We start from the raw sequence: 19,694 nt of genomic DNA, 5'->3' as shown, positions 1-19,694 counted from the left end.
GCACAAGCAGATAAAGTTAAAAACACAATGGAGATGAGATATCGCATATTATTTTTTATTAGTTTCATAGTCAATCTATTATATTCACAAAACATAGAATTCACTGCCAAAGTAAGCAAAGAAAACTTAGGCTTAAACGAACGTTTACGAATTGAGTTTTCAATGAATAAAAACGGAGATAATTTTACTCCTCCGAATTTTAAAAACTTTACAGTGGTAATGGGACCTTCCCAATCCGTTTCCGAGTCGTGGATAAACGGTAAACGGAGTTTTTCAAAAACTTACGGATATATCTTGCAACCTACTGCTAAAGGTAAATTCACCATCGGACAAGCCTCTATTGAAATTGATGGAAAAACATATAAAACATCTCCTATTCAAATAACAGTTACAGAAGCTGTTAGTAACCCTTCAATTGACAAAACTAGCAACGATGTAGCCAAAGATAATTTGTTCTTAATAGCAGAAGTTTCAAAACCAAATCCATATTTGAATGAAGCTGTGAGTGTTGTGTATCGCTTGTATGTTGGCGGACAAGTGGCACTTAATGATTTACGTTCAATAGATACCCCAAAATATCCTAACTTCTGGAGTCAAGAAATTCGATTACAAGATTATGATGTTGAAAATTGTACTTATAACGGAAAACCCTTCCGATGTATTGTTGTGAAAAAAGTGGTTCTCTATCCTCAAAAAGACGGAAACATTACCCTTGAGCCACTTACATTGGAAGCTATTTTGAGCGTACCTACCACTGAACGCGATTTCTTTGGAAGACCCATTATGGATCAAGTTGCTAAAAGAGTTACTTCTGGCAATCGTACTATAAATGTGAAGGCTTTGCCTGAAGCAGGAAAACCTGCAAACTTTTCAGGAGCTGTAGGAGAATTCTCTTTTAATGTAACTACCTCCAAAAAAGAGCTAAAATCCAATGAAAGTTTACAAGCCAAAGTTGAAATTTCAGGTAATGGAAACCTAAAATTATTCGATATACCAAAATTAACTTTCCCAACAGCGTTAGAAGTGTATAATCCTGAAAAAAAGGACAATATAACTACATCCATTTCAGGAATGAGAGGACAAGTTGAAGAATTTTACACCGTAGTTCCTCAATTTAAAGGGAAATATCCTATAGCAAGTGTTTCTTTTTCATATTTTAATCCAAAAACAGAGAAATATGAAACCATCAATTCAGATGAAATTTGGATTGATGTTACCGAAGGACCAACAGGAAATGGGCAAAATTCCTCAAATAGTATTGTTAAACAAGATGTTAAAACACAGGGCAATCAATTCCGCTTCTTGCAACTGAATGGTGATTTGCAACCTATCGGAAAATCGTTATTTTTTGGCTCAACACGTTACTATTTATGGTTATTTTTACCTTTACTTTTAATCCCTATTGCGTTGATTCTGTGGAAAGTTCAACAGAAAAGAACTAGTGATATTGAAGGAAATAAAGTGAGAGCTGCCAACAAACTGGCAAAGAAATACTTAAGTGAAGCTAAACGAAAACTAAACGATAAAAATACATTCTACGAGGCATTGGAACGAGCTTTGCATAATTATCTGAAAGCCAAACTAAAGATTGAAACTTCGGAAATGAGTAAAGAAAAAATATCAGAATTACTTTCACTTCGAAACGTAAATCCACAAACTATTTCAGAATTTTTAGGATTACTCAAAAATTGCGAAATGGCACGTTATTCTCCAATTGACAGAGTTTCAATGGAAAATGATTATCGCAAATCTGTTCAAACATTATCTGAATTGGATAAACAAATTCGGAAATAATTTTACATCTCAAAAAGAAAAAAAATGAAAAATATTCTATACATATCCATTCTATTTATATCGTTATCAGGCTTTTCACAAAATAATGATGTTCTTTTTTCAAAAGCTACTGAGAATTACAACTCTGGAAAGTTTCAGGAAGCAGTGGAAAATTATATGTCTATTTTAAAATCAGGATTTGAATCATCAGCGCTGTACTATAATTTGGCAAATGCCCATTACAAACTAAATCACGTTCCTGAAAGTATTTACTATTACGAAAAAGCCTTGAAACTCAATCCCGAGAATGAAGATGCCAAAAATAATTTGGTTTTTGCAAATCAAATGACTATTGATGCCATTACTCCTCTTCCGAAAACGTGGTTTAAGAACTTTTCTGATTCTATAACATCACTTTTTTCGTTAGATATGTGGGCTATTATTTCTATTTTAGGGATTTTTGCCTTTGTAATCAGTTTCTTATTATACTACTTTTTGGACAAAACCATCTGTAAAAGAATCTTTTTTACAACAATGCTTGTGGCAATAATTGGAAGTATTGGTACCTACTTCATTGCAGATTTCCATAAAAATAATATTGAAGGAGAGAAATTTGCAATTCTTTTTGATAAAACAGTGCGTGTTTTTTCAGAACCTAATACTTATAGTAATGAGGTTTTCTCACTTCACGAAGGTACAAAAGTAGAAATTATCGAAAGCCTTAATGATTGGGTAAAAATAAAATTAGCTGACGGAAAAATAGGTTGGGCGAAAGAAAGTACTTTACGATTTTTATAGTACTTTCTTCCGCATTCCCTTTGTTTTATTTCTCTATTGGAGTGATTCTGTAGGAATATTGGTATGGTTTGTGCAGATACAATAAATACTGCTCCATAGGTAAGTTACCCCAACTGTTATCGCCTCCTAATCCTAATTGCTGATAATCAACATCTAAATGAATGAAATTGTCTTTCTCAAGTTCGGCAGAGTGAGTTTGTTTTTTCTCCTCTCCTGGATAAAGTGATTGTGGACTATAAGGCAATACATTCACATTAAGCAAATTACTTTCTGATTGTACTAAAATTCCGCTTCCATCTTTACGGAGTATTTTAGCGTAACGAACTTGTGTTTTGTTACCTGATTCTTGTGGACGAACATATGGGTGATATTGTTCATCAATAGCTCCTTCGTAATGCCCAACGAAAGCAGAAGTTTTTCTGTCTTCATAGCTTTCCCAAGGACCACGTCCGTACCATTCTACGTTTACAAAATCTTTTGTTAAAACCAAGTGATTTCCTATTTTAAAAGTCAGTTGATTACTTTCTTTTAACGGAATGAGTTCATTTTCAACCAAAACGCTTCCTTTACCATCAAAGGTTAATTTTTGTGTAAATGCAATACTTTCAAGAACTTTTTTGGTAATACGCACTTGCTTTTGCCCATTTTCCAAATCAGAAATTTCCACACTTTCAATCTTTGCATTTGCATCGGCTTGCTGCAAATCTTTGAGCTTCTTAGGCAAACCTGCACCAAAGTCGTTATCTGTTGCTGGTCTCCATAAATTCAGGAATAATCCATCTCCTTGCAAAATGTTCTTTCCTGCTTCATATGACACAAGTTTTCCTTTTTCTGTTGAAACAATTGCTTTAAAGTTTCTATTTTGAAGAATGATTTCTTTATCTGATTGCGTAACAGCAATAGGAGTTGTATTAGGCTTATAATTAGGGACTTTATACGTACTTAACTGAAATTCTGCAAAGGCAAGGGGTGTATTCCCTTCCAAAATACCTTCTTTTGTTTTCAATTTAGCTTCTATTTGTAAATAATACTCATTTTCTTTATCAGAAGCTATAGTTTGAGCTAAAGAAGTTGCATTTTTAGATAAATTCTCATCAAAATTTATAGAAAATTCTCCTTTAGAGCGTGGTAAAACATCTACTCCACTTATTTTTCCTTCTTTTACAAAAACTCCATTTTTGAGAACTTTCCAAACAAACTCGAAATTAGATAAATCTTTGAAAAAATGTTTGTTTTGTATCGTCAATTTTTGGTCTTTATAAGTAAATCCTATCTCTTGGTATACTTTTCTCACCTCAAAAGAATGCGGATGAAAGGTTCTGTCAGAGGCAATTACTCCATTAATTAAGAAGTTATTATCACTTGGGGTGCTTTCATCTCCATAATCTCCTCCATAGGCTAAAATTGTTTGATTTTTAGCATTCTTCTTGTAAAATCCTTGGTCAACCCAATCCCAAATGTAACCACCTTGCAAACCTGAATAGCTTTCAAAAACGTCCCAATATTCTTGAAAATTCCCGATACTATTTCCCATTGCGTGTGCGTATTCACATAGTAAGAAAGGCTTTTTAGGGTGTGATAATCCATAATCTATCAAAAAAGGAATTCTGCGATACATTCGGGATTCTATATCTGTATTCCAATCATAATGAGCTAATTCGTGATGGATTGGGCGAGTTGTATCTAATCCTTTTGCCATTTTGTATGCCTGATAAAAATTCCAGCCATTACCAGCTTCATTTCCTAAACTCCAAATGATTATACTTGGATAATTTTTATCGCGTTCTATCATTCTTCTTATTCGAAGTGTGTGAGCCTCTTCCCAAAGTGGATTTGTTGCCAATGTTCTTTCAGGATTGTATCCCATTCCGTGTGTTTCTACATTGGCTTCGTCCATAACGTAAAGCCCATATTTATCGCAAAGTTCATAAAAATACGGGTCGTTAGGATAATGTGATGTACGTACGCTATTGACGTTAAGTTGCTTCATTAACAAAATGTCTTTTTCCATACTTTCACGACTGATAACTTGCCCCATTGTTGGGTCGGTTTCGTGGCGATTAACTCCTTTTATGAAAATTCGTTTCCCACTAACAAGCAAATCACTTCCTTTAACTTCAACACTTCGGAATCCTATAAAAAGACTTACAGCTTCACTTACTTGCTGTTTATCATCTTTCAGCAGAAGTTCCAATCTGTACAAATTAGGAATTTCGGCACTCCATTGCTTCACAAGAGGAATATTTGCTGAAAAATTAAGCTCAGTTTTGCTATTGCTACGTTTTATTTGTGAAATATTCTTTGTTTCTACCCAAATCTTTTTGTTTTTATCATCAAAAATTGAGGCTTCAAGACGATAATCCGGTTTTCCTTGCTCAGATTGATTCCAAACTTGTACCAAAAGGTTTAAAACTCCATCGGAATAACCATTTGAAAGCCCAGCTTTTGCATTTATATCATACAAATGTACTTTAGGACGAGTATAAACATAGCAATCACGTGTAATTCCAGAAAGTCTCCACATATCTTGTGCTTCCAAAAAGCTGCCATCTGACCATCGGCGTACTTCCAAAGCAATGTTATTTTTTCCAGCAGAAACATACGGCGTTACATCAAACTCTGAAGGCAGTTTACTATCTTTCCCTACTCCCACAAATTTTCCGTTTACGTATAGTTTAAAAGCAGATTTAACGGCTCCTAAATGTAAATAAATTTGTTGATTCTTCCAATCAGAAGGCACTTCGAATTCTTTGCGATAAATCCCTACCGATTGTTTTAAATCATCTGGAACATCGGGCGGATTTGGATTTTTTATAGCAAATTCAAACTTTTCATTTACGTAAATAGGAATTCCGTATCCGTTAAGTTCCCAAACCGAAGGCACTTTAATTTTATCCCAACGTGAATCGTCATAATTCGATTTGAAAAAATCCTTTGGAAGCCCTTTAAAATCTTCTTTCCACAAGAATTTCCATTGCCCATTAAGATTAATGTAACGATTTGAAAGTTGGTAATCATTTTTTTGTGCTTTTTCCGAAGTCTCGAAAGGAAAATAATGGCTTCGCATTGGCATTCGGTTAATTTCTTGAATAGAAGGATTTTCAAAAATACTATCCAAATGAGGTTTTTGTGCCAAATTTTGCTGAAAAGACAACATCAAAAAACACAAACTAAAAAAACTGGTTAACGTTTTCATATAATTCTGAATTAATATTAGTTTGACTGACATAAATTGAATGTCCACAAAAGTAAGAAAATTATCCTAACTTATAAAATCATTACAAAACTAAAAATGTTATATCGTATTTTTCTAATTGTTAAATATTTATATTTTAAAACAAGCATATTTCCTTTTATTTTAAAGATATTTTTTAACCTTTACTTTTTAAACCACGATTACGGAAAGTTAAGAAAACTGATTTTAAATATCTTTTTAACAATTTTATTTTGAAAAATCAAAAATAAAAGCAGATATTCTTTAACACATAAATGTTAAATTTTGCTTTTTACACAATTAATATTTTTTATTTCTAAAAATTAGTTACTACATTTGGAACATTAATTCTTAATTTAGAACACAATGAAAAGAAAAATTCAATCTTTAGTAATTGTAGGTTTGCTATTGGTAATAGCAATTGCCTGTCAGCACGACAATGATTTAGATACACAAATCGCATCAAAAACCGAAATTCACGAAAAAGTAAGTATTAATGAAGCCAAAGCACTTTTTGAAGAAGAAGAAGCTATAAAAGTAAAACAAAAACTTGCCAATAAAAATGGATACTTCCTAAAAATCAATCCTGACTGGAACTCCTTTCAACAAGATAGAGACTTTGGTAATGGTAATTATTCAAAAGTAACAACAACTCTTTTCGGAACAGACATTAAGGGAGAAATTCTCTTTATAAAGCAAAATGATAGTATCAAACAATTCTTGTTTATGACACGTACAGATAGTATAAATACACAAGGAGAAGTACTTGATGCTCAATTGTATTTTTTCGAAACAAACGGAAAATTGGTTGAGGCATACAAAATAGAAAATCAAAGAATAACTAAAAGATTAAAAATCCACAAACAGAGAAGCTTAACTGCTCGTAGAGGAGGGGAAGGATGTGGATTTTTACAAAAAGTAGATGTGCTTGGTTGGGATGTAGGTTGCACAAGTGGTAATAATGATAATTGGGGTTCTGGGAAAAAAAACACTTGGGGACCTAATCCCTTTACGTTTGACGGAGTTAACGAATTATATGGAGTTACCGTTGAACATTGGCATTCTAGCAATAATTATACATTCTCACATCAAATGAATTTTAGAAATTTTCGTTTAATGGGAAATAATGCAGGTTCATCATTTTCAGAAGCAGGTGCACACATCATCAGAACAAATCCTCCAAAACCAAGAGAGATTATTGACAACCTTACTAACCCCTGTGCAAAAGACCTTTTAAAACAATTACCCAATCTTAAAAATGATATTGCTAAATTATTGAAAGAAACGTTTGGAGGAGATAGCAAATATGACATTACTTTTACAGAAGATGAGAATTTAAGAAAAAAAGGGATTGATGGACAAGCTAACGCTTCAAATGCGACCAAAATTTCAGAAGATGAAATCATTTTTAGAAGTAATATATATTTAAATCCTGATATATTAGAAAACGCAACCCAAGAATATATTTTAGTAACGATGTACCACGAGGTAATTCACGCTTTTTTAAATTATGAAGAAACACGATTGAGAGGTAAAATTTTACCTAATGGTAAATTTGATAACAGTGAATTTGAGCATAAATACCCTGATGTTAAAATAGTTGAATTAGAGTATGGAAATAAAAACAAAGTCAAAAAATATCAACTGTTACAAGAACAGGGACACAATAGGTTTGCTCCCTTTATTGAAAAATTAGCTCAATCAATTATTTCATTTAACCCTAAAATACCCTTAAAAACAGCCAGAGCAATGGCAAAAATGGGAATTGTAGATGAAAAGAGTATGTCGAATGAAGAAAAACTGCTGAACCAAGGACAACGAAATGGTACTGATACAAAAGGCACCAAATGTAATTAAGTTATGAAAACAAAACTTTTAATCATACTATTTTTATGTTCTTTTCTCGGGTTTTCACAATCCGAGAAAAGTTATGTTTTGTTAGATAGCCTTGCTTCAAAATATCAAGTAAATAAATATACACTTAACACAAATAAACTCTACGGAGTCCATACAGAAGTGGAAATGTATAATATTTTACGAGGAGAAATCATTTTATTAATTTCTGTTTTGCCAAATTTATATAATAATCAACCCCAATGGAAAGAAATACAATGGCAAGAAATCGAAAATAATATTATTTCTCCTGAAAAAATAACCCGAAGAATCATAAACATAATTAGTCCTTATGAGGCGAGTGATTATATGTTAGAATCCAAAGAGTTCAATAAATTTTCATTGGTAAAAAAGGAAAATGAGAAATATTATGTAGCAAAATTTTCATTATTTGAATGGTTTTATGTTGTTGAATTTAAGAGTTATATAAATGTTTCACAAATTAAGAATTACATTCTTAATTTAGGGCAAAACCCTATCAAACGTATTGATTTTATGGAGGGAAAGGACAAAGAAAGTTTTTTTATCCCTCATCATTTGCGAAATATTTATCTTTCTCAAATTGAAAATCACGGAAATGAAAAAATATATCGTTTTTGGACTTTTGATGGGTGGCAAGTCAGTGATTATTACAACGAACATCGTGGTATTGACCGCTTTGCGTATATTGAAGGAAAAGGCATCGTGGGAGGTTCGTATGATTTTTACTTTAAGTTTGTTCCTAAATATACAAGTAAAAATCATATTTATATAAAACTCACTCCTGAACAATGGGAAGAAAATCGCCTACAAGAAAAAATTATGTGGGCAAAAGAACTTTTTCCTGAAAGGCAATAACTTTTAGATTTGTAACAATGAAAACAAAACTTTTAATCACACTATTTTTATGTTCTTTTCTCGGGTTTTCACAATCCGAGAAAAATTACATTTTATTGAATGAACTGATATCCCAAAACAAAGTAAAAAAATATACTCTTAATACAAAAAAAATGTACGGCATTAAAGCTGAAATAGAAATATATAATGTTTTGGAATCAGGAAACCTTTTACTTCTTACAATATTGCCTGATTTAGACGGAGATAATATTTGGGAAGAAATTCCATTTTTCTTTATTGAAGACAAAATAGTATCAATACAAGATGTAAAAAATAATATGTCTAAACTAAATAGCACTAAAGTTTTTAGAAAATATAGAATAGTTAAAGAAGAAAATAATAAATTCTATGTAACTAAAAACACTTTATTGGAGATATTTAAACGTTTTGATTTCAACACTTCTCTGCAATTTTCAGGAAGTAATATAATCAACATCAAACAAAATATAATGACCTATCAAGATGTAAAAAAAGAATATATTCCACAATTTGACGAATATTCTCCTATGGAGGGTTTTTCTGGATATATGGGAACTATTTACATCAATAAAGCTATGAGTGCTATTTATCTTTCACAAATAGAACAAAAAGATAATGAAAAAATATATTACTTTTGGACTTTTGATGACTGGAGAAAAGAAAATCATTATACTTCAAACAGAAAAATCAGAAAAGAAATAGGCAATTATAGTTACCATCGAGGTATTGACCGATTTGCATATATTGAAGGCAAAGGAATTGTAGGAGGTTCGTATGATTTTTATTTCGACCGAACAGAAGATGGTTTCAAGCGAGTTGTCAGATACGATATAATGTGGGCTAAAGAACTTTTTCCTGAAAGGCAATGAAACCATTAATTGCACTAATTTTCTGTGCCTGTGTAAGTTTTGCACAGGTACAGATTAACTCAAATAGTTTGTTTTTTGTAATAAATAACGATAATCTAAACTTTTATGAAAAAGTTATTGAGAAAAACTATTCCAACTCATCTTCTTGGAGTGTTTCTCTTATGTATTCTCAACAAAAACGGGACACACTTTTCATAGCCTATAGCTCAAAATTTATGCAAAAAATAGAATATGAATCTGAAAAAATTTGGTTTACTTTAAAAGATAATAATCAAGGTTCGGAGTGGATTGCTTTTGAAGAAAAAAGACACATAAAAGGATTAAAACCCCAAAAAATCACTTGTTTTGAATCTTTATTGAATGATGCTAAAGCTTTAACATATACAAATGAACAAGAAAGTGAATTCAAAATAGACCATTGGAAATTAGATTTATATCTTGAAAATTATACTTCTATCTTTTTGGTAAAAGAGAATATGTTTATACAAGTATCCCCCATTTACGCAATAATAGATTAAAATTCTATGATTAAACATTATATTATTAATTTCTGTGCCTGTGTAAGTTTTGTACTGGCACAGAAAAACTAAAATTAAAAATAATAAAAACAAAACTTCTAATAATAAAACATTATAGCGTAAACCTTACTCCACTTGGAAAAAATCTTTCGCTATCAGCGTAAACCCTATTCCACTTGGAAAAAACCTTTTTCTATTAGCGTAAACCTTCTACCACTTGGAAAAAATCTTTCGCTATCAGCGTAAACCTTCTACCACTTGGAAAAAATCTTTCGCTATCAGCGTAAACCTTCTACCACTTGGAAAAAATCTTTCGCTATCAGCGTAAACCTTCTACCACTTGGAAAAAATCTTTCGCTATCAGCGTAAACCTTCTACCACTTGGAAAAAATCTTTCGCTATCAGCGTAAACCTTCTACCATTTGGAAAAAATCTTTCGCTATTAGCGTAAACCCTATTCCACTTAGAGTAAGAATAAATCTTAGTTATTTGTAACTTCTTTTAAAGATTATACTTTTCAAAAATAAAAAAAATATTTCTTTCTCATTTTCAGAAACTTTTATTTGCTAAAGTCAATTTAATTACTGAAATTTGTAAACAAAATTTAATCAATATGAAAATATATCTCCGAAAATTATCGACAAAAGACTTGGCAATATTAGCTCAGCGAGTTATTGAATCTTCCAAGCAATCCGAATTTGAAGAAGTCAAAAATCATTTGTTTTTAAGCAAATTGGATACTTCCTATCAGGAATACTACAAAGTTATTTCTAAAATAAGTTTTAGTGGCAAAGGAGTTGATGTGCTTCAAGTTGATAGACAACGTGATGCTATCTTTCGTACTATCAAGAATTTTCTGGTAGCATATTCAAAAATGACATTAATGCCTCATCAAACCGATGCTGTGGCTTTGCTCAAAGAATTTAAAATTTATGGTCTGGCACTGGATAAATTGAATTATGGGGAACAGACCATTCAGCTCGATAAACTTATTGAAGCTCTTTCTTCTGCTGAAAATCAAACACGTATTGAGAATCTTTCACTAAAAAGTACTTTTGAAGAACTCAAAAAAGTAGAACAAACTTTTAAAGAAGTCTATGAAGAACAAGTACAATCAAACTCCGAACTTCGAAAAACAAAAAGTGCCAGTGAGTTGCGTAAAGACGTTGAAAAAGATTTGAAACGTTTTCTGAATTTAGTAACTTCAATGTATGAAACACAGCAATGGACTACGCTTTATAATAAGCTCAACGAGTTTGTAAAAGCTGCCAAAAAATAGTTCGTATATTAAATATTTTCTGCATATTAAATTATTCTTTGCTATCCAGAAGCCTATTTTTTCAATTATATTAAATTGAATAAAAACTAATAAAGTGTTTTTGTTAGCAAGGAATAATTTTTTTGAAAGATATTGAATATTTTTTGCATTTTGATTTTGTTACTACAAAAGGCTTCGACCCCGCTCAGCCTGACATAACATTTACAATACGAAACAAAGTTGAAACGTTAGTAATCATCAAAATAAATTAAAATCATAAGCCTTACAAATATCAAACTAATATAGCCCTGTCACACTGAGCGAAGTCGAAGCATTAGTAATCAAAATAAATTAAAATCATAAATCTTACAAATATCAAACTGATACAATTCTGTCACGCTGAGCAAAGTCGAAGCATTAGTAATCAAAATAAATTATAATTATATATCTTATAAATATCAAACTGATACAATTCTGTCACGCTGAGCAAAGTCGAAGCATTAGTAATCAAAATAAATTATAATTATATATCTTATAAATATCAAACTGATACAATTCTGTCACGCTGAGCGAAGTCGAAGCATTAGTAATCAAAATAAATTATAATTATATATCTTATAAATATCAAACTGATACAATTCTGTCACACTGAGCGAAGTCGAAGCATTAGTAATCAAAATAAATTAAAATCATAAGCCTTACAAATATCAAACTAATATAGCCCTGTCACACTGAGCGAAGTCGAAGTGTTATTCATCATCAAAATAAATTGAATTACAAATATTATAAACTGAAAAATAAAATTATATACAAATGGAACATATCGTTGTAGGTTTGGGAGAAATTCTCTGGGATATTTTCCCCAAACAAAAAGTAATGGGAGGAGCTCCCGCCAATTTTGCTTATCACGCTTCACAATTTGGACTAAACGGACATATTGTAAGTGCTATTGGCAATGATGATTTAGGAAAAACCCTTGTAGAAAACCTAAATGAAAAAAAATTAAATCATCTTCTGGAAGAAGTCCCTTTCCCGACAGGTTCAGTACAAATTTCAGTAGATGAAGAAGGCATTCCGAAGTATGGAATTCGTGAAAATGTAGCTTGGGATAACATTCCTTTTAATGAGAAGACTAAAGAACTTGCCAAAAAAACAAAAACACTTTGTTTTGGTTCATTAGCCCAACGCAGTGAAGTCTCTCGCAACACGATTCGGCAATTTTTACAAGTAATGCCTCCTGATAGTTTAAAGGTTTTTGATATGAATCTTCGGCAGTATTATTACACAAAAGAGATTATTCATCAATCGTTGGAATTAGCCAATATATTAAAATTAAATGATGACGAACTTGGCATAATAACACTTCTTTTTAAATTAGAAGGTTCAGAACAAGATATTTGTGAAGAATTAGTAGAACGATACAACTTAAAAATACTAATCCTAACAAAAGGCTCATTAGGAAGTTATGTTTTTACCCCGTCACAACTTTCCTTTTTGCCTTCACCGCCCATAAACGTTGTGGATACTGTTGGTGCAGGTGACTCATTTACAGCCTCCTTTATTGCAGCTTATCTGAAAGGAAAATCAATTAAAGAAGCACATCAGTTGGCAGTAGAAGTAGCCGCCTACGTATGTCAACAACACGGAGCAATGCCCAAACTACCTGATTTTCTTTTAAAATCTTTCAAGTAGTACTAATAATTTTAGCCGTTTAAGCTGATATCAATTGTAAAAAAATACATCTTAGCGAAAGTAATAATCTTTTGCTAAGATGTTCATATAATTGGTGGTATAGTTAATTCACTACAAAAAGAATACTCCCTCTCTTTTTAAGGTTTATTTTTTAGTTAATTGTAGTTTAACAAAAATCTTTTTTACAAATTGCTACGCTATTCAACTTAACCAACCTACAAACAAGTTTTTATAAAATCAATAATAAAGCAATAATAACTTGTTATAAAGAGAGGTGTTATTGCTTGTCTCCTATTCTTCTTATTTTTATATTAAGTGCCACAAAAAGAAGAGTCATAAACGGACTTATGATATTGAAAAACGCATACGGAAGATACGTCAAAGTCGGAATTCCCAAAACACCGCTGTTGTACGCGGCACAGGTATTCCAAGGAACTAAAACAGAAGTTACCGTACCTGAGTCTTCCAACGTTCTACTTAAGTTTTCAGGAGCTAATCCTTTCCTTGCATACGCTTTAGAGAACATTTTCCCTGGCACTACCAACGCTAAATACTGGTCGGAAGTGGTAACATTCAATGCCAAACAACTCATTACCGTACTGGCAAATAACCCAAAGGTAGAAGTAAACAAATGTAGCAAAAAAGCAGTTATACGCTCCAAAGCACCAATAGCTTCCATAACGCCTCCGAAAGCCATCGCACAGATAATGAGCCATATCGTATTGAGCATTCCACTCATTCCTGAAGAAGAAAACAATTCATTCAGATTTTCATTATCGGTCGGTATTTGTGTAGAAGTTGTTATCGTATCCATTATTACTTTGTAAAGAGCTGAAAACTCTAACGATGATTTTTGGGTTAGCTCCAGCAGTAAGTTTTGCTGAAATAGCAGTGCGAATATTGCTCCCAAAAGTACACCACAGAACAACGCTACTAAGGGTTCTGTCTTTTTGTAAATCATAACCAAAATTATGGCAGGGACAACAAAAACCCAAGGTGTAACGTTAAATCGTTCCAAAATAGCACTCTGTATAGCACTTGTATCCGATACGCCTACCGTTTCAAGGTTTAGCCCAATGATAGTGAAAATTATCAGTGAAATACTAATTGTAGGAATAGTGGTAAATAACATATATCGTATGTGGGTGAATATATCCGTTCCAGCCAAAGCAGGTGCCAGATTGGTTGTATCACTCATCGGCGACATTTTATCTCCAAAGTATCCGCCTGAAATAATAGCTCCACCGATAAGCCCTTCGTGAATTCCTAAAGAGCTTCCTATACCTACCAGAGCAATTCCTATCGTTGCGGAAGTTGTCCAGCTACTGCCTACAGCTACCGAAACAAGTGAACAAATAATAACACAAGCGGGTAAGAATATCGATGGCGTTAGAATGTTCAATCCGTAATAAATCATTGAAGGTATAATTCCGCTAAGTAGCCACGTACCCGACAAAGCTCCCACCAGAAGCAAAATAAGAATCGCCCCACTGGTGGACTTTATATTATTGTATATTTCTTGTGTCATCGTATGAATTGGAACTTTATTAAGAATTCCGATTACAACAGCGACAGCAGCACCAAGGAGCAAAATAAATTGATTTGAACCTCCGAGAGCGTTATCCCCATATACAAAAAACACATTATATCCAAGCAGGATAATAAGCACCGCAATCGGGAAGAAAGCCCCAAACAATGAGATTTTATACAAACGTTCTTTTTCCATTCTTTAACTATTGATTTACAAAGCAAAAATAGAAACAATATTATTAACTTTCACAAAAAGTTACATTTAAAACAAAAAATATAATTAACGATTGAAAATAAACATTTATAATTCAATAAAAAAAAGACAAGCATTTTGTTTGCTTGTCTTTTTGAAAATCAAATAAAATTCTTAATTTATTCAGCTGATTCTGTATTTTCAACTTCTTTTTGTGTAGCTGACTCAGCAGATTTTTTTCTACCACGACGAGTAGTTTTTTTCTTGCTAGAAGCTTTTTCTACATTGTATGTAGTATTGTAATCAACTAGCTCTATCAATGCCATTTCTGCATTATCTCCCAAACGATTTCCCAATTTGATAATACGTGTATAACCTCCTGGTCTATCGCCTACTTTTACAGAAACCTCTTTAAATAATTCGGTTACGGCATATTTATTTCTTAATTTACTAAAAGCGATACGACGATTGTGAGTTGTATCCTCTTTTGACTTTGTTACCAATGGCTCTATGAACAATTTAAGAGCTTTTGCCTTTGCCAAAGTCGTATTTATTCTCTTATGCTCAATCAATGAACAAGCCATATTAGCTAACATTGCTTTTCTGTGAGCAGTTTTTCTTCCTAAATGATTAATTTTATTTCCGTGTCTCATTTTTCCTTAATTAAATAACGCAAAAGCGGGTTAATCTCTATCTAACTTATACTTTGACAAATCCATTCCAAATGTCAAACCTTTATTGGCAACCAATTCATCAAGTTCTGTAAGTGATTTTTTACCAAAATTTCTGAATTTCATCAAATCAGCTTTATTGAAAGAAACCAAATCTCCCAAAGTATCCACTTCGGCAGCTTTCAAGCAATTTAATGCTCGAACTGACAAGTCCATATCTACCAATCTAGTTTTCAATAACTGACGCATATGCAACGATTCCTCATCGTATGCATCAGTCTGTGCAATCTCATCTGATTCCAACGTGATTCTCTCATCAGAGAACAACATAAAATGATGTATCAACGTTTTTGCAGCCTCTGTTAGAGCTTGTCTTGGATGTATAGACCCATCTGTTTTGATTTCAAAAACTAACTTTTCATAATCAGTTTTTTGTTCAACGCGGTAATTTTCAATAGAATACTTGACATTTTTGATAGGTGTAAAAATTGCATCTGTTGCGATAACTCCTATCGCTGCATTCGGATTTGCGTTTTCCTCTGCAGGAACATAGCCACGTCCTTTTTCAATGGTTATCTCCATATCAAAAGTTACTGACGATTCCATATTACAAATTACCAAATCTGTATTCAAGACTTGAAATCCTGATAGATATTTTTGAAAATCACCGGCAGTCAACTGTTTTTTTCCTGAAACAGAAATTGTTGCTGTTTCATTCTCTACATCTTCAATCTGTCGTTTAAAACGCACTTGTTTCAAATTCAAGATAATTTCAGTAACATCTTCCACAACACCTGATATAGTAGAAAACTCGTGTCCTACTTTGTCAAACTTTACAGAAGTGATTGCGAAACCCTCCAAAGAAGAGAGCATAACTCTACGTAATGCGTTACCTATAGTTAAACCATATCCTGGTTCCAAAGGACGAAACTCAAATCGCCCCTCAAAATCAGATGATTCAATCATTATAACCTTATCGGGTTTTTGAAAGTTGAATAATGCCATAATTTGACTGCTGTCTTATTTATTATTTAGAGTATAACTCTACGATTAACTGTTCTTTAATATTTTCAGGAATTTGGATACGTTGAGGCACGGTAACAAATGTACCTTCTAATTTTTCAGTATTCCAAGTAATCCATTCATAAACAGTGCTATTAGAAGCCAATGAGTTTTCTATCACACTCAATGATTTTGACTTCTCACGAACACCCACTACATCTCCTGGTCTCAAAGCATAAGAAGGAATATTAACGATATTTCCGTTTACCGTGATATGACGATGTGAAACCAACTGACGAGCTGCACTACGTGTTGGAGCTATTCCCATACGATAAACAACGTTGTCCAAACGTGATTCACACAATTGTAACAACACTTCACCTGTAACGTGTTTGCTTCTTTTTGCTTTTTCATACAAGTTTCGGAATTGTTTCTCCAAAATACCATATGTATATTTTGCTTTTTGTTTTTCTTGTAGCTGAATAGCATACTCTGAGCGTTTTGCTCTACGACGGGCAATACCGTGTTGCCCAGGTGGATAATTTTTCTTTTCAAAAGATTTATCATCTCCGAAGATAGCTTCTCCAAACTTACGAGCTATTTTCGTTTTTGGTCCTGTATATCTTGCCATTTTTTTGTATTTAAATGAAAGGGATTATGAATTAAGGCATTCCTTCGATAATCAAAATCCTCTCGTATTTATTATTACTAATTAAACTCTACGTCTTTTTGGTGGACGACAACCGTTGTGAGGTAATGGAGTAACATCAATAATTTCTGTTACCTCAATCCCTGCATTGTGTATTGTTCTGATTGCAGACTCTCTTCCATTTCCTGGACCCTTAACATACACTTTCACTTTTTTCAATCCTGCATCAAAAGCTACTTTCGCAGCATCTTCAGCAGCCACTTGAGCAGCATATGGTGTATTCTTTTTAGACCCACGGAATCCCATTTTACCCGCTGATGACCAAGAAATTACATCTCCTTTTTTATTGGTAAGAGAAATAATTACGTTATTGAATGTAGCAGAAACGTGTGCCTCACCAACTGACTCTACAACTACCTTTCTCTTTTTAGAAACCTTTGCGTTCTTTGCATTTGATTTTGCCATACTAACCTTACTTATTATTTAGTCGCTTTTTTCTTATTAGCAACAGTTTTTCTTCTACCTTTTCTTGTACGAGAATTGTTCTTGGTTTTTTGTCCACGTAATGGCAATCCAATTCTGTGGCGAATTCCACGATAGCAACCTATATCCATCAAACGTTTGATGTTTAGTTGAATTTCAGAACGCAATTCCCCTTCAATTTTATAAGACGCAACCGCCTCACGAATGTTAGTGATTTCTTCATCATTCCATTCGTTTACTTTCTTGTCCTCATTAACTTGAGCCTTTTCTAAGATTTCTTTAGCTCTACTTTTTCCGATACCAAAAATGTAAGTTAATCCAATAACTCCACGTTTATTTTTTGGTAAATCAATACCTGCAATTCTTGCCATAATTATCCTTGTCTTTGTTTAAATTTAGGATTTTTCTTATTAATTACGTACAATACCCCTTTTCTACGCACAATAATGCACTCGGGGCTTCTTTTTTTAATTGATGCTCTAACTTTCATTTCTTTATTGTTTAGTCAATAGAGTTTGCAAAACTACAAAATATTTTGATTTATAATGTAATTTTAAAATAAAATACTACCTTTAAATTTTCACAAAACATTCTCTCCTTAAAAAAAATAGCTTAAAAAATTGATTTTCAACTATATATTCATTTACATAGAACTTTGCCAAAGTTAAAAAACTTTGACAAAGTTTTTATCTTATTGAATGTTTTTAAAAATTTCGAATTAAATTGCCTAATAACGATACGTTATACGAGCCTTACTCAAATCATAAGGACTCATTTCAAGTTTTACTTTATCCCCAGGAAGTAGTTTGATGTAATGCATACGCATCTTACCAGAGATGTGAGCAATCACCACATGTCCGTTATCTAGCTCCACTCGAAACATTGCATTTGACAACGCTTCTACAATTGTTCCGTCTTGTTCTATTGCTGCTTGCTTTGCCATAAATTACTAAGCTTTTCTATTTTTGCCCGTTTTCATCAAACCATCATAATGACGATTTAGCAAATATGAATTAACTTGTTGCATTGTATCTATAGCAACACCTACTAAAATCAATAGAGATGTACCCCCATAAAATAATGCCCATCCATCTTGCATTCCAATAACTTTTAAAAAAGCAGGAAATACAGCAATTAAAGCTAAAAATATAGAACCAGGTAATGTTATAAGCGACATAATTTTATCTAGATAGTCACCCGTTTCCTTCCCAGGACGTATACCCGGAATAAACCCGCCACTTCTCTTTAAGTCATCAGCCATTTTATTAGTTGGTACGGTAATCGCTGTATAAAAGTATGTAAACAATATAATCATTGTTGCAAACAGCAAATTATACCAAAATCCGAACATATTACTGAAAGCCTGTTGAATACTTAAAGCTGTTTCTGACTTAGACAGACCTGCTACAGTTGCTGGAATGAACATCAAAGCTTGTGCAAAGATAATCGGCATAACCCCTGATGCATTCAACTTTAATGGAATATATTGACGTGCACCAAAAATGTTTTTTTCAACCGCAACACCTCCATCTGCTGTTCTACGTGCATATTGAACAGGAATCTGACGAGTCGCCTTGATTAAGTAGATACAAAGTAGTATAATCACAAACCAAATGATAATCTCAATAAGAATCATCATCAATCCACCATTAGATTGTGCTACACGAGCATCAAACTCAGCCGCAAAAGCCAGAGGAAGACGAGCAATGATTCCCACCATAATCAGCAAAGAAATACCATTACCAATACCCTTGTCTGTGATTTTTTCTCCTAACCACATCGCAAAAATAGTTCCTGTTACAAGAATCAAAACAGCGGGAACAATGAACTCAACACCTTTTCCTAAAACGAAAGCACTATCGGGAACTCCTAATTGGTTAATTCCATACAAGTAAGCTGGTGCTTGAACAACACATATCGCGATAGTAAGAAATCGAGTGATTTGGTTTATCTTTCTTCTCCCGCTTTCACCTTCTTTTTGTAATTTTTGCAAGTACGGAATCATTATTCCCATAAGCTGGACTACAATAGAAGCCGAAATATAAGGCATAATACCCAATGCAAAAACTGAGGCGTTAGCAAAAGCTCCCCCAGTAAAAGCATTTAAGATATCAAGCAACCCACCTCCTGAAGTTTTTGATGCCAACTCATGTAACTGAGTTGAATCAATTCCTGGAAGAACAATATGTGCTCCAAAACGATAAACTAACAAAATCCCCAGAGTTAAAATTATACGATTTCTTAACTCTTCTATTTTCCAAATGTTGGTTAGGTTCTCGATAAACTTCATAATAAT

The 19,694-nt window shown here is 32.8% G+C and carries 18 protein-coding genes; 8 read left to right on the top strand and 10 right to left on the bottom strand.

Going from position 1 to position 19,694, the window contains the following annotated elements; all coding sequences use genetic code 11:
- Positions 1–33: 33 nt before the first annotated feature.
- Both YW9_RS0107815 and YW9_RS0107810 read left to right on the top strand, forming a co-directional pair.
- Complete coding sequence (locus YW9_RS0107815; protein ID WP_026193906.1) at positions 34–1,794, top strand: BatD family protein; 1,761 nt, start codon at positions 34–36, stop codon at positions 1,792–1,794.
- Between the two features lie 24 nt (positions 1,795–1,818).
- Positions 1,819–2,571: a tetratricopeptide repeat protein gene (locus YW9_RS0107810; protein ID WP_018279621.1), complete on the top strand. Its 753-nt coding sequence runs from the start codon at positions 1,819–1,821 to the stop codon at positions 2,569–2,571.
- Between the two features lie 25 nt (positions 2,572–2,596).
- Here YW9_RS0107810 and YW9_RS0107805 read toward each other — a convergent pair whose 3' ends face one another.
- Positions 2,597–5,767 carry a glycoside hydrolase family 2 TIM barrel-domain containing protein gene (locus YW9_RS0107805; protein WP_231555632.1) on the bottom strand — a complete coding sequence of 1,057 codons (3,171 nt, stop codon included), beginning with the start codon at positions 5,765–5,767 and terminating at the stop codon, positions 2,597–2,599.
- A 384-nt stretch (positions 5,768–6,151) separates the two neighbouring features.
- Here YW9_RS0107805 and YW9_RS0107800 point away from each other — a divergent pair, with 384 nt between their 5' ends.
- From YW9_RS0107800 to YW9_RS0107770, 6 genes are all read left to right on the top strand, one after another.
- Positions 6,152–7,642, top strand: a complete 1,491-nt coding sequence (locus YW9_RS0107800) for a hypothetical protein (RefSeq protein WP_018279619.1) — start codon at positions 6,152–6,154, stop codon at positions 7,640–7,642.
- Positions 7,643–7,645: 3 nt separating this feature from the next.
- Positions 7,646–8,515, top strand: a complete 870-nt coding sequence (locus YW9_RS12700; protein WP_147362930.1) for a hypothetical protein — start codon at positions 7,646–7,648, stop codon at positions 8,513–8,515.
- 152 nt (positions 8,516–8,667) lie between these two features.
- Positions 8,668–9,402 (top strand): hypothetical protein, encoded by a 735-nt coding sequence (locus tag YW9_RS0107790; RefSeq protein WP_155848747.1) that lies wholly within the window; start codon positions 8,668–8,670, stop codon positions 9,400–9,402.
- Positions 9,399–9,920, top strand: a complete 522-nt coding sequence (locus YW9_RS13125) for a hypothetical protein (RefSeq protein WP_018279616.1) — start codon at positions 9,399–9,401, stop codon at positions 9,918–9,920. The genes YW9_RS0107790 and YW9_RS13125 overlap by 4 nt, the downstream gene beginning before the upstream one ends.
- Positions 9,921–10,533: 613 nt before the next feature.
- Positions 10,534–11,199, top strand: coding sequence for a DUF6261 family protein (locus YW9_RS0107780; RefSeq protein WP_018279615.1), 666 nt, complete (start codon positions 10,534–10,536; stop codon positions 11,197–11,199).
- A 792-nt stretch (positions 11,200–11,991) separates the two neighbouring features.
- Positions 11,992–12,870, top strand: a complete 879-nt coding sequence (locus YW9_RS0107770; protein ID WP_018279613.1) for a carbohydrate kinase family protein — start codon at positions 11,992–11,994, stop codon at positions 12,868–12,870.
- A gap of 277 nt (positions 12,871–13,147) precedes the next feature.
- Here YW9_RS0107770 and YW9_RS0107765 read toward each other — a convergent pair whose 3' ends face one another.
- From YW9_RS0107765 to secY, 9 genes are all read right to left on the bottom strand, one after another.
- Positions 13,148–14,596 carry a Na+/H+ antiporter NhaC family protein gene (locus YW9_RS0107765; RefSeq protein ID WP_018279612.1) on the bottom strand — a complete coding sequence of 483 codons (1,449 nt, stop codon included), beginning with the start codon at positions 14,594–14,596 and terminating at the stop codon, positions 13,148–13,150.
- 176 nt (positions 14,597–14,772) lie between these two features.
- The gene (gene rplQ, locus YW9_RS0107760; protein ID WP_018279611.1) at positions 14,773–15,246 is read right to left on the bottom strand and encodes a 50S ribosomal protein L17; all 474 of its coding nucleotides are present in this window, start codon (positions 15,244–15,246) and stop codon (positions 14,773–14,775) included.
- 30 nt (positions 15,247–15,276) lie between these two features.
- Entirely contained in the window at positions 15,277–16,269 is a 993-nt protein-coding gene (locus YW9_RS0107755; protein ID WP_026193904.1) for a DNA-directed RNA polymerase subunit alpha, read from the bottom strand.
- Between the two features lie 22 nt (positions 16,270–16,291).
- Positions 16,292–16,897: a 30S ribosomal protein S4 gene (gene rpsD, locus YW9_RS0107750; protein ID WP_018279609.1), complete on the bottom strand. Its 606-nt coding sequence runs from the start codon at positions 16,895–16,897 to the stop codon at positions 16,292–16,294.
- An 81-nt stretch (positions 16,898–16,978) separates the two neighbouring features.
- Positions 16,979–17,380, bottom strand: a complete 402-nt coding sequence (rpsK, locus tag YW9_RS0107745; protein WP_018279608.1) for a 30S ribosomal protein S11 — start codon at positions 17,378–17,380, stop codon at positions 16,979–16,981.
- A gap of 14 nt (positions 17,381–17,394) precedes the next feature.
- Entirely contained in the window at positions 17,395–17,769 is a 375-nt protein-coding gene (gene rpsM, locus YW9_RS0107740; protein WP_018279607.1) for a 30S ribosomal protein S13, read from the bottom strand.
- A gap of 2 nt (positions 17,770–17,771) precedes the next feature.
- Positions 17,772–17,888, bottom strand: a complete 117-nt coding sequence (gene ykgO / locus YW9_RS12690; RefSeq protein ID WP_040353965.1) for a type B 50S ribosomal protein L36 — start codon at positions 17,886–17,888, stop codon at positions 17,772–17,774.
- A 237-nt stretch (positions 17,889–18,125) separates the two neighbouring features.
- Complete coding sequence (gene infA / locus YW9_RS0107735) at positions 18,126–18,341, bottom strand: translation initiation factor IF-1 (RefSeq protein WP_002675066.1); 216 nt, start codon at positions 18,339–18,341, stop codon at positions 18,126–18,128.
- A gap of 6 nt (positions 18,342–18,347) precedes the next feature.
- Positions 18,348–19,691 (bottom strand): preprotein translocase subunit SecY, encoded by a 1,344-nt coding sequence (secY, locus tag YW9_RS0107730; RefSeq protein WP_026193903.1) that lies wholly within the window; start codon positions 19,689–19,691, stop codon positions 18,348–18,350.
- Positions 19,692–19,694: the final 3 nt, after the last annotated feature.

Origin of the sequence: Capnocytophaga cynodegmi DSM 19736, from assembly GCF_000379185.1 — a bacterium.
GTDB classification, from domain to species: domain Bacteria; phylum Bacteroidota; class Bacteroidia; order Flavobacteriales; family Flavobacteriaceae; genus Capnocytophaga; species Capnocytophaga cynodegmi.
Note: the sequence above shows the minus strand (reverse complement) of the source record. Positions and strands in the feature narration are given on the sequence as shown.

Excerpts from the sequence above, each read along its gene's own strand:
- YW9_RS0107815 (WP_026193906.1), top strand. The coding sequence starts at position 34 with ATGAGATATCGCATATTATTTTTTATTAGTTTCATAGTCAATCTATTA.
- YW9_RS0107770 (WP_018279613.1), top strand. The coding sequence starts at position 11,992 with ATGGAACATATCGTTGTAGGTTTGGGAGAAATTCTCTGGGATATTTTC.
- rpsM (WP_018279607.1), bottom strand. The coding sequence starts at position 17,769 with ATGGCAAGAATTGCAGGTATTGATTTACCAAAAAATAAACGTGGAGTT.
- YW9_RS0107790 (WP_155848747.1), top strand. The coding sequence starts at position 8,668 with ATGTACGGCATTAAAGCTGAAATAGAAATATATAATGTTTTGGAATCA.
- YW9_RS0107805 (WP_231555632.1), bottom strand. The coding sequence starts at position 5,767 with ATGAAAACGTTAACCAGTTTTTTTAGTTTGTGTTTTTTGATGTTGTCT.
- YW9_RS0107800 (WP_018279619.1), top strand. The coding sequence starts at position 6,152 with ATGAAAAGAAAAATTCAATCTTTAGTAATTGTAGGTTTGCTATTGGTA.
- YW9_RS0107765 (WP_018279612.1), bottom strand. The coding sequence starts at position 14,596 with ATGGAAAAAGAACGTTTGTATAAAATCTCATTGTTTGGGGCTTTCTTC.
- rplQ (WP_018279611.1), bottom strand. The coding sequence starts at position 15,246 with ATGAGACACGGAAATAAAATTAATCATTTAGGAAGAAAAACTGCTCAC.
- YW9_RS12700 (WP_147362930.1), top strand. The coding sequence starts at position 7,646 with ATGAAAACAAAACTTTTAATCATACTATTTTTATGTTCTTTTCTCGGG.
- YW9_RS13125 (WP_018279616.1), top strand. The coding sequence starts at position 9,399 with ATGAAACCATTAATTGCACTAATTTTCTGTGCCTGTGTAAGTTTTGCA.
- rpsK (WP_018279608.1), bottom strand. The coding sequence starts at position 17,380 with ATGGCAAAATCAAATGCAAAGAACGCAAAGGTTTCTAAAAAGAGAAAG.
- YW9_RS0107755 (WP_026193904.1), bottom strand. The coding sequence starts at position 16,269 with ATGGCATTATTCAACTTTCAAAAACCCGATAAGGTTATAATGATTGAA.
- YW9_RS0107780 (WP_018279615.1), top strand. The coding sequence starts at position 10,534 with ATGAAAATATATCTCCGAAAATTATCGACAAAAGACTTGGCAATATTA.
- YW9_RS0107810 (WP_018279621.1), top strand. The coding sequence starts at position 1,819 with ATGAAAAATATTCTATACATATCCATTCTATTTATATCGTTATCAGGC.
- ykgO (WP_040353965.1), bottom strand. The coding sequence starts at position 17,888 with ATGAAAGTTAGAGCATCAATTAAAAAAAGAAGCCCCGAGTGCATTATT.
- infA (WP_002675066.1), bottom strand. The coding sequence starts at position 18,341 with ATGGCAAAGCAAGCAGCAATAGAACAAGACGGAACAATTGTAGAAGCG.
- rpsD (WP_018279609.1), bottom strand. The coding sequence starts at position 16,897 with ATGGCAAGATATACAGGACCAAAAACGAAAATAGCTCGTAAGTTTGGA.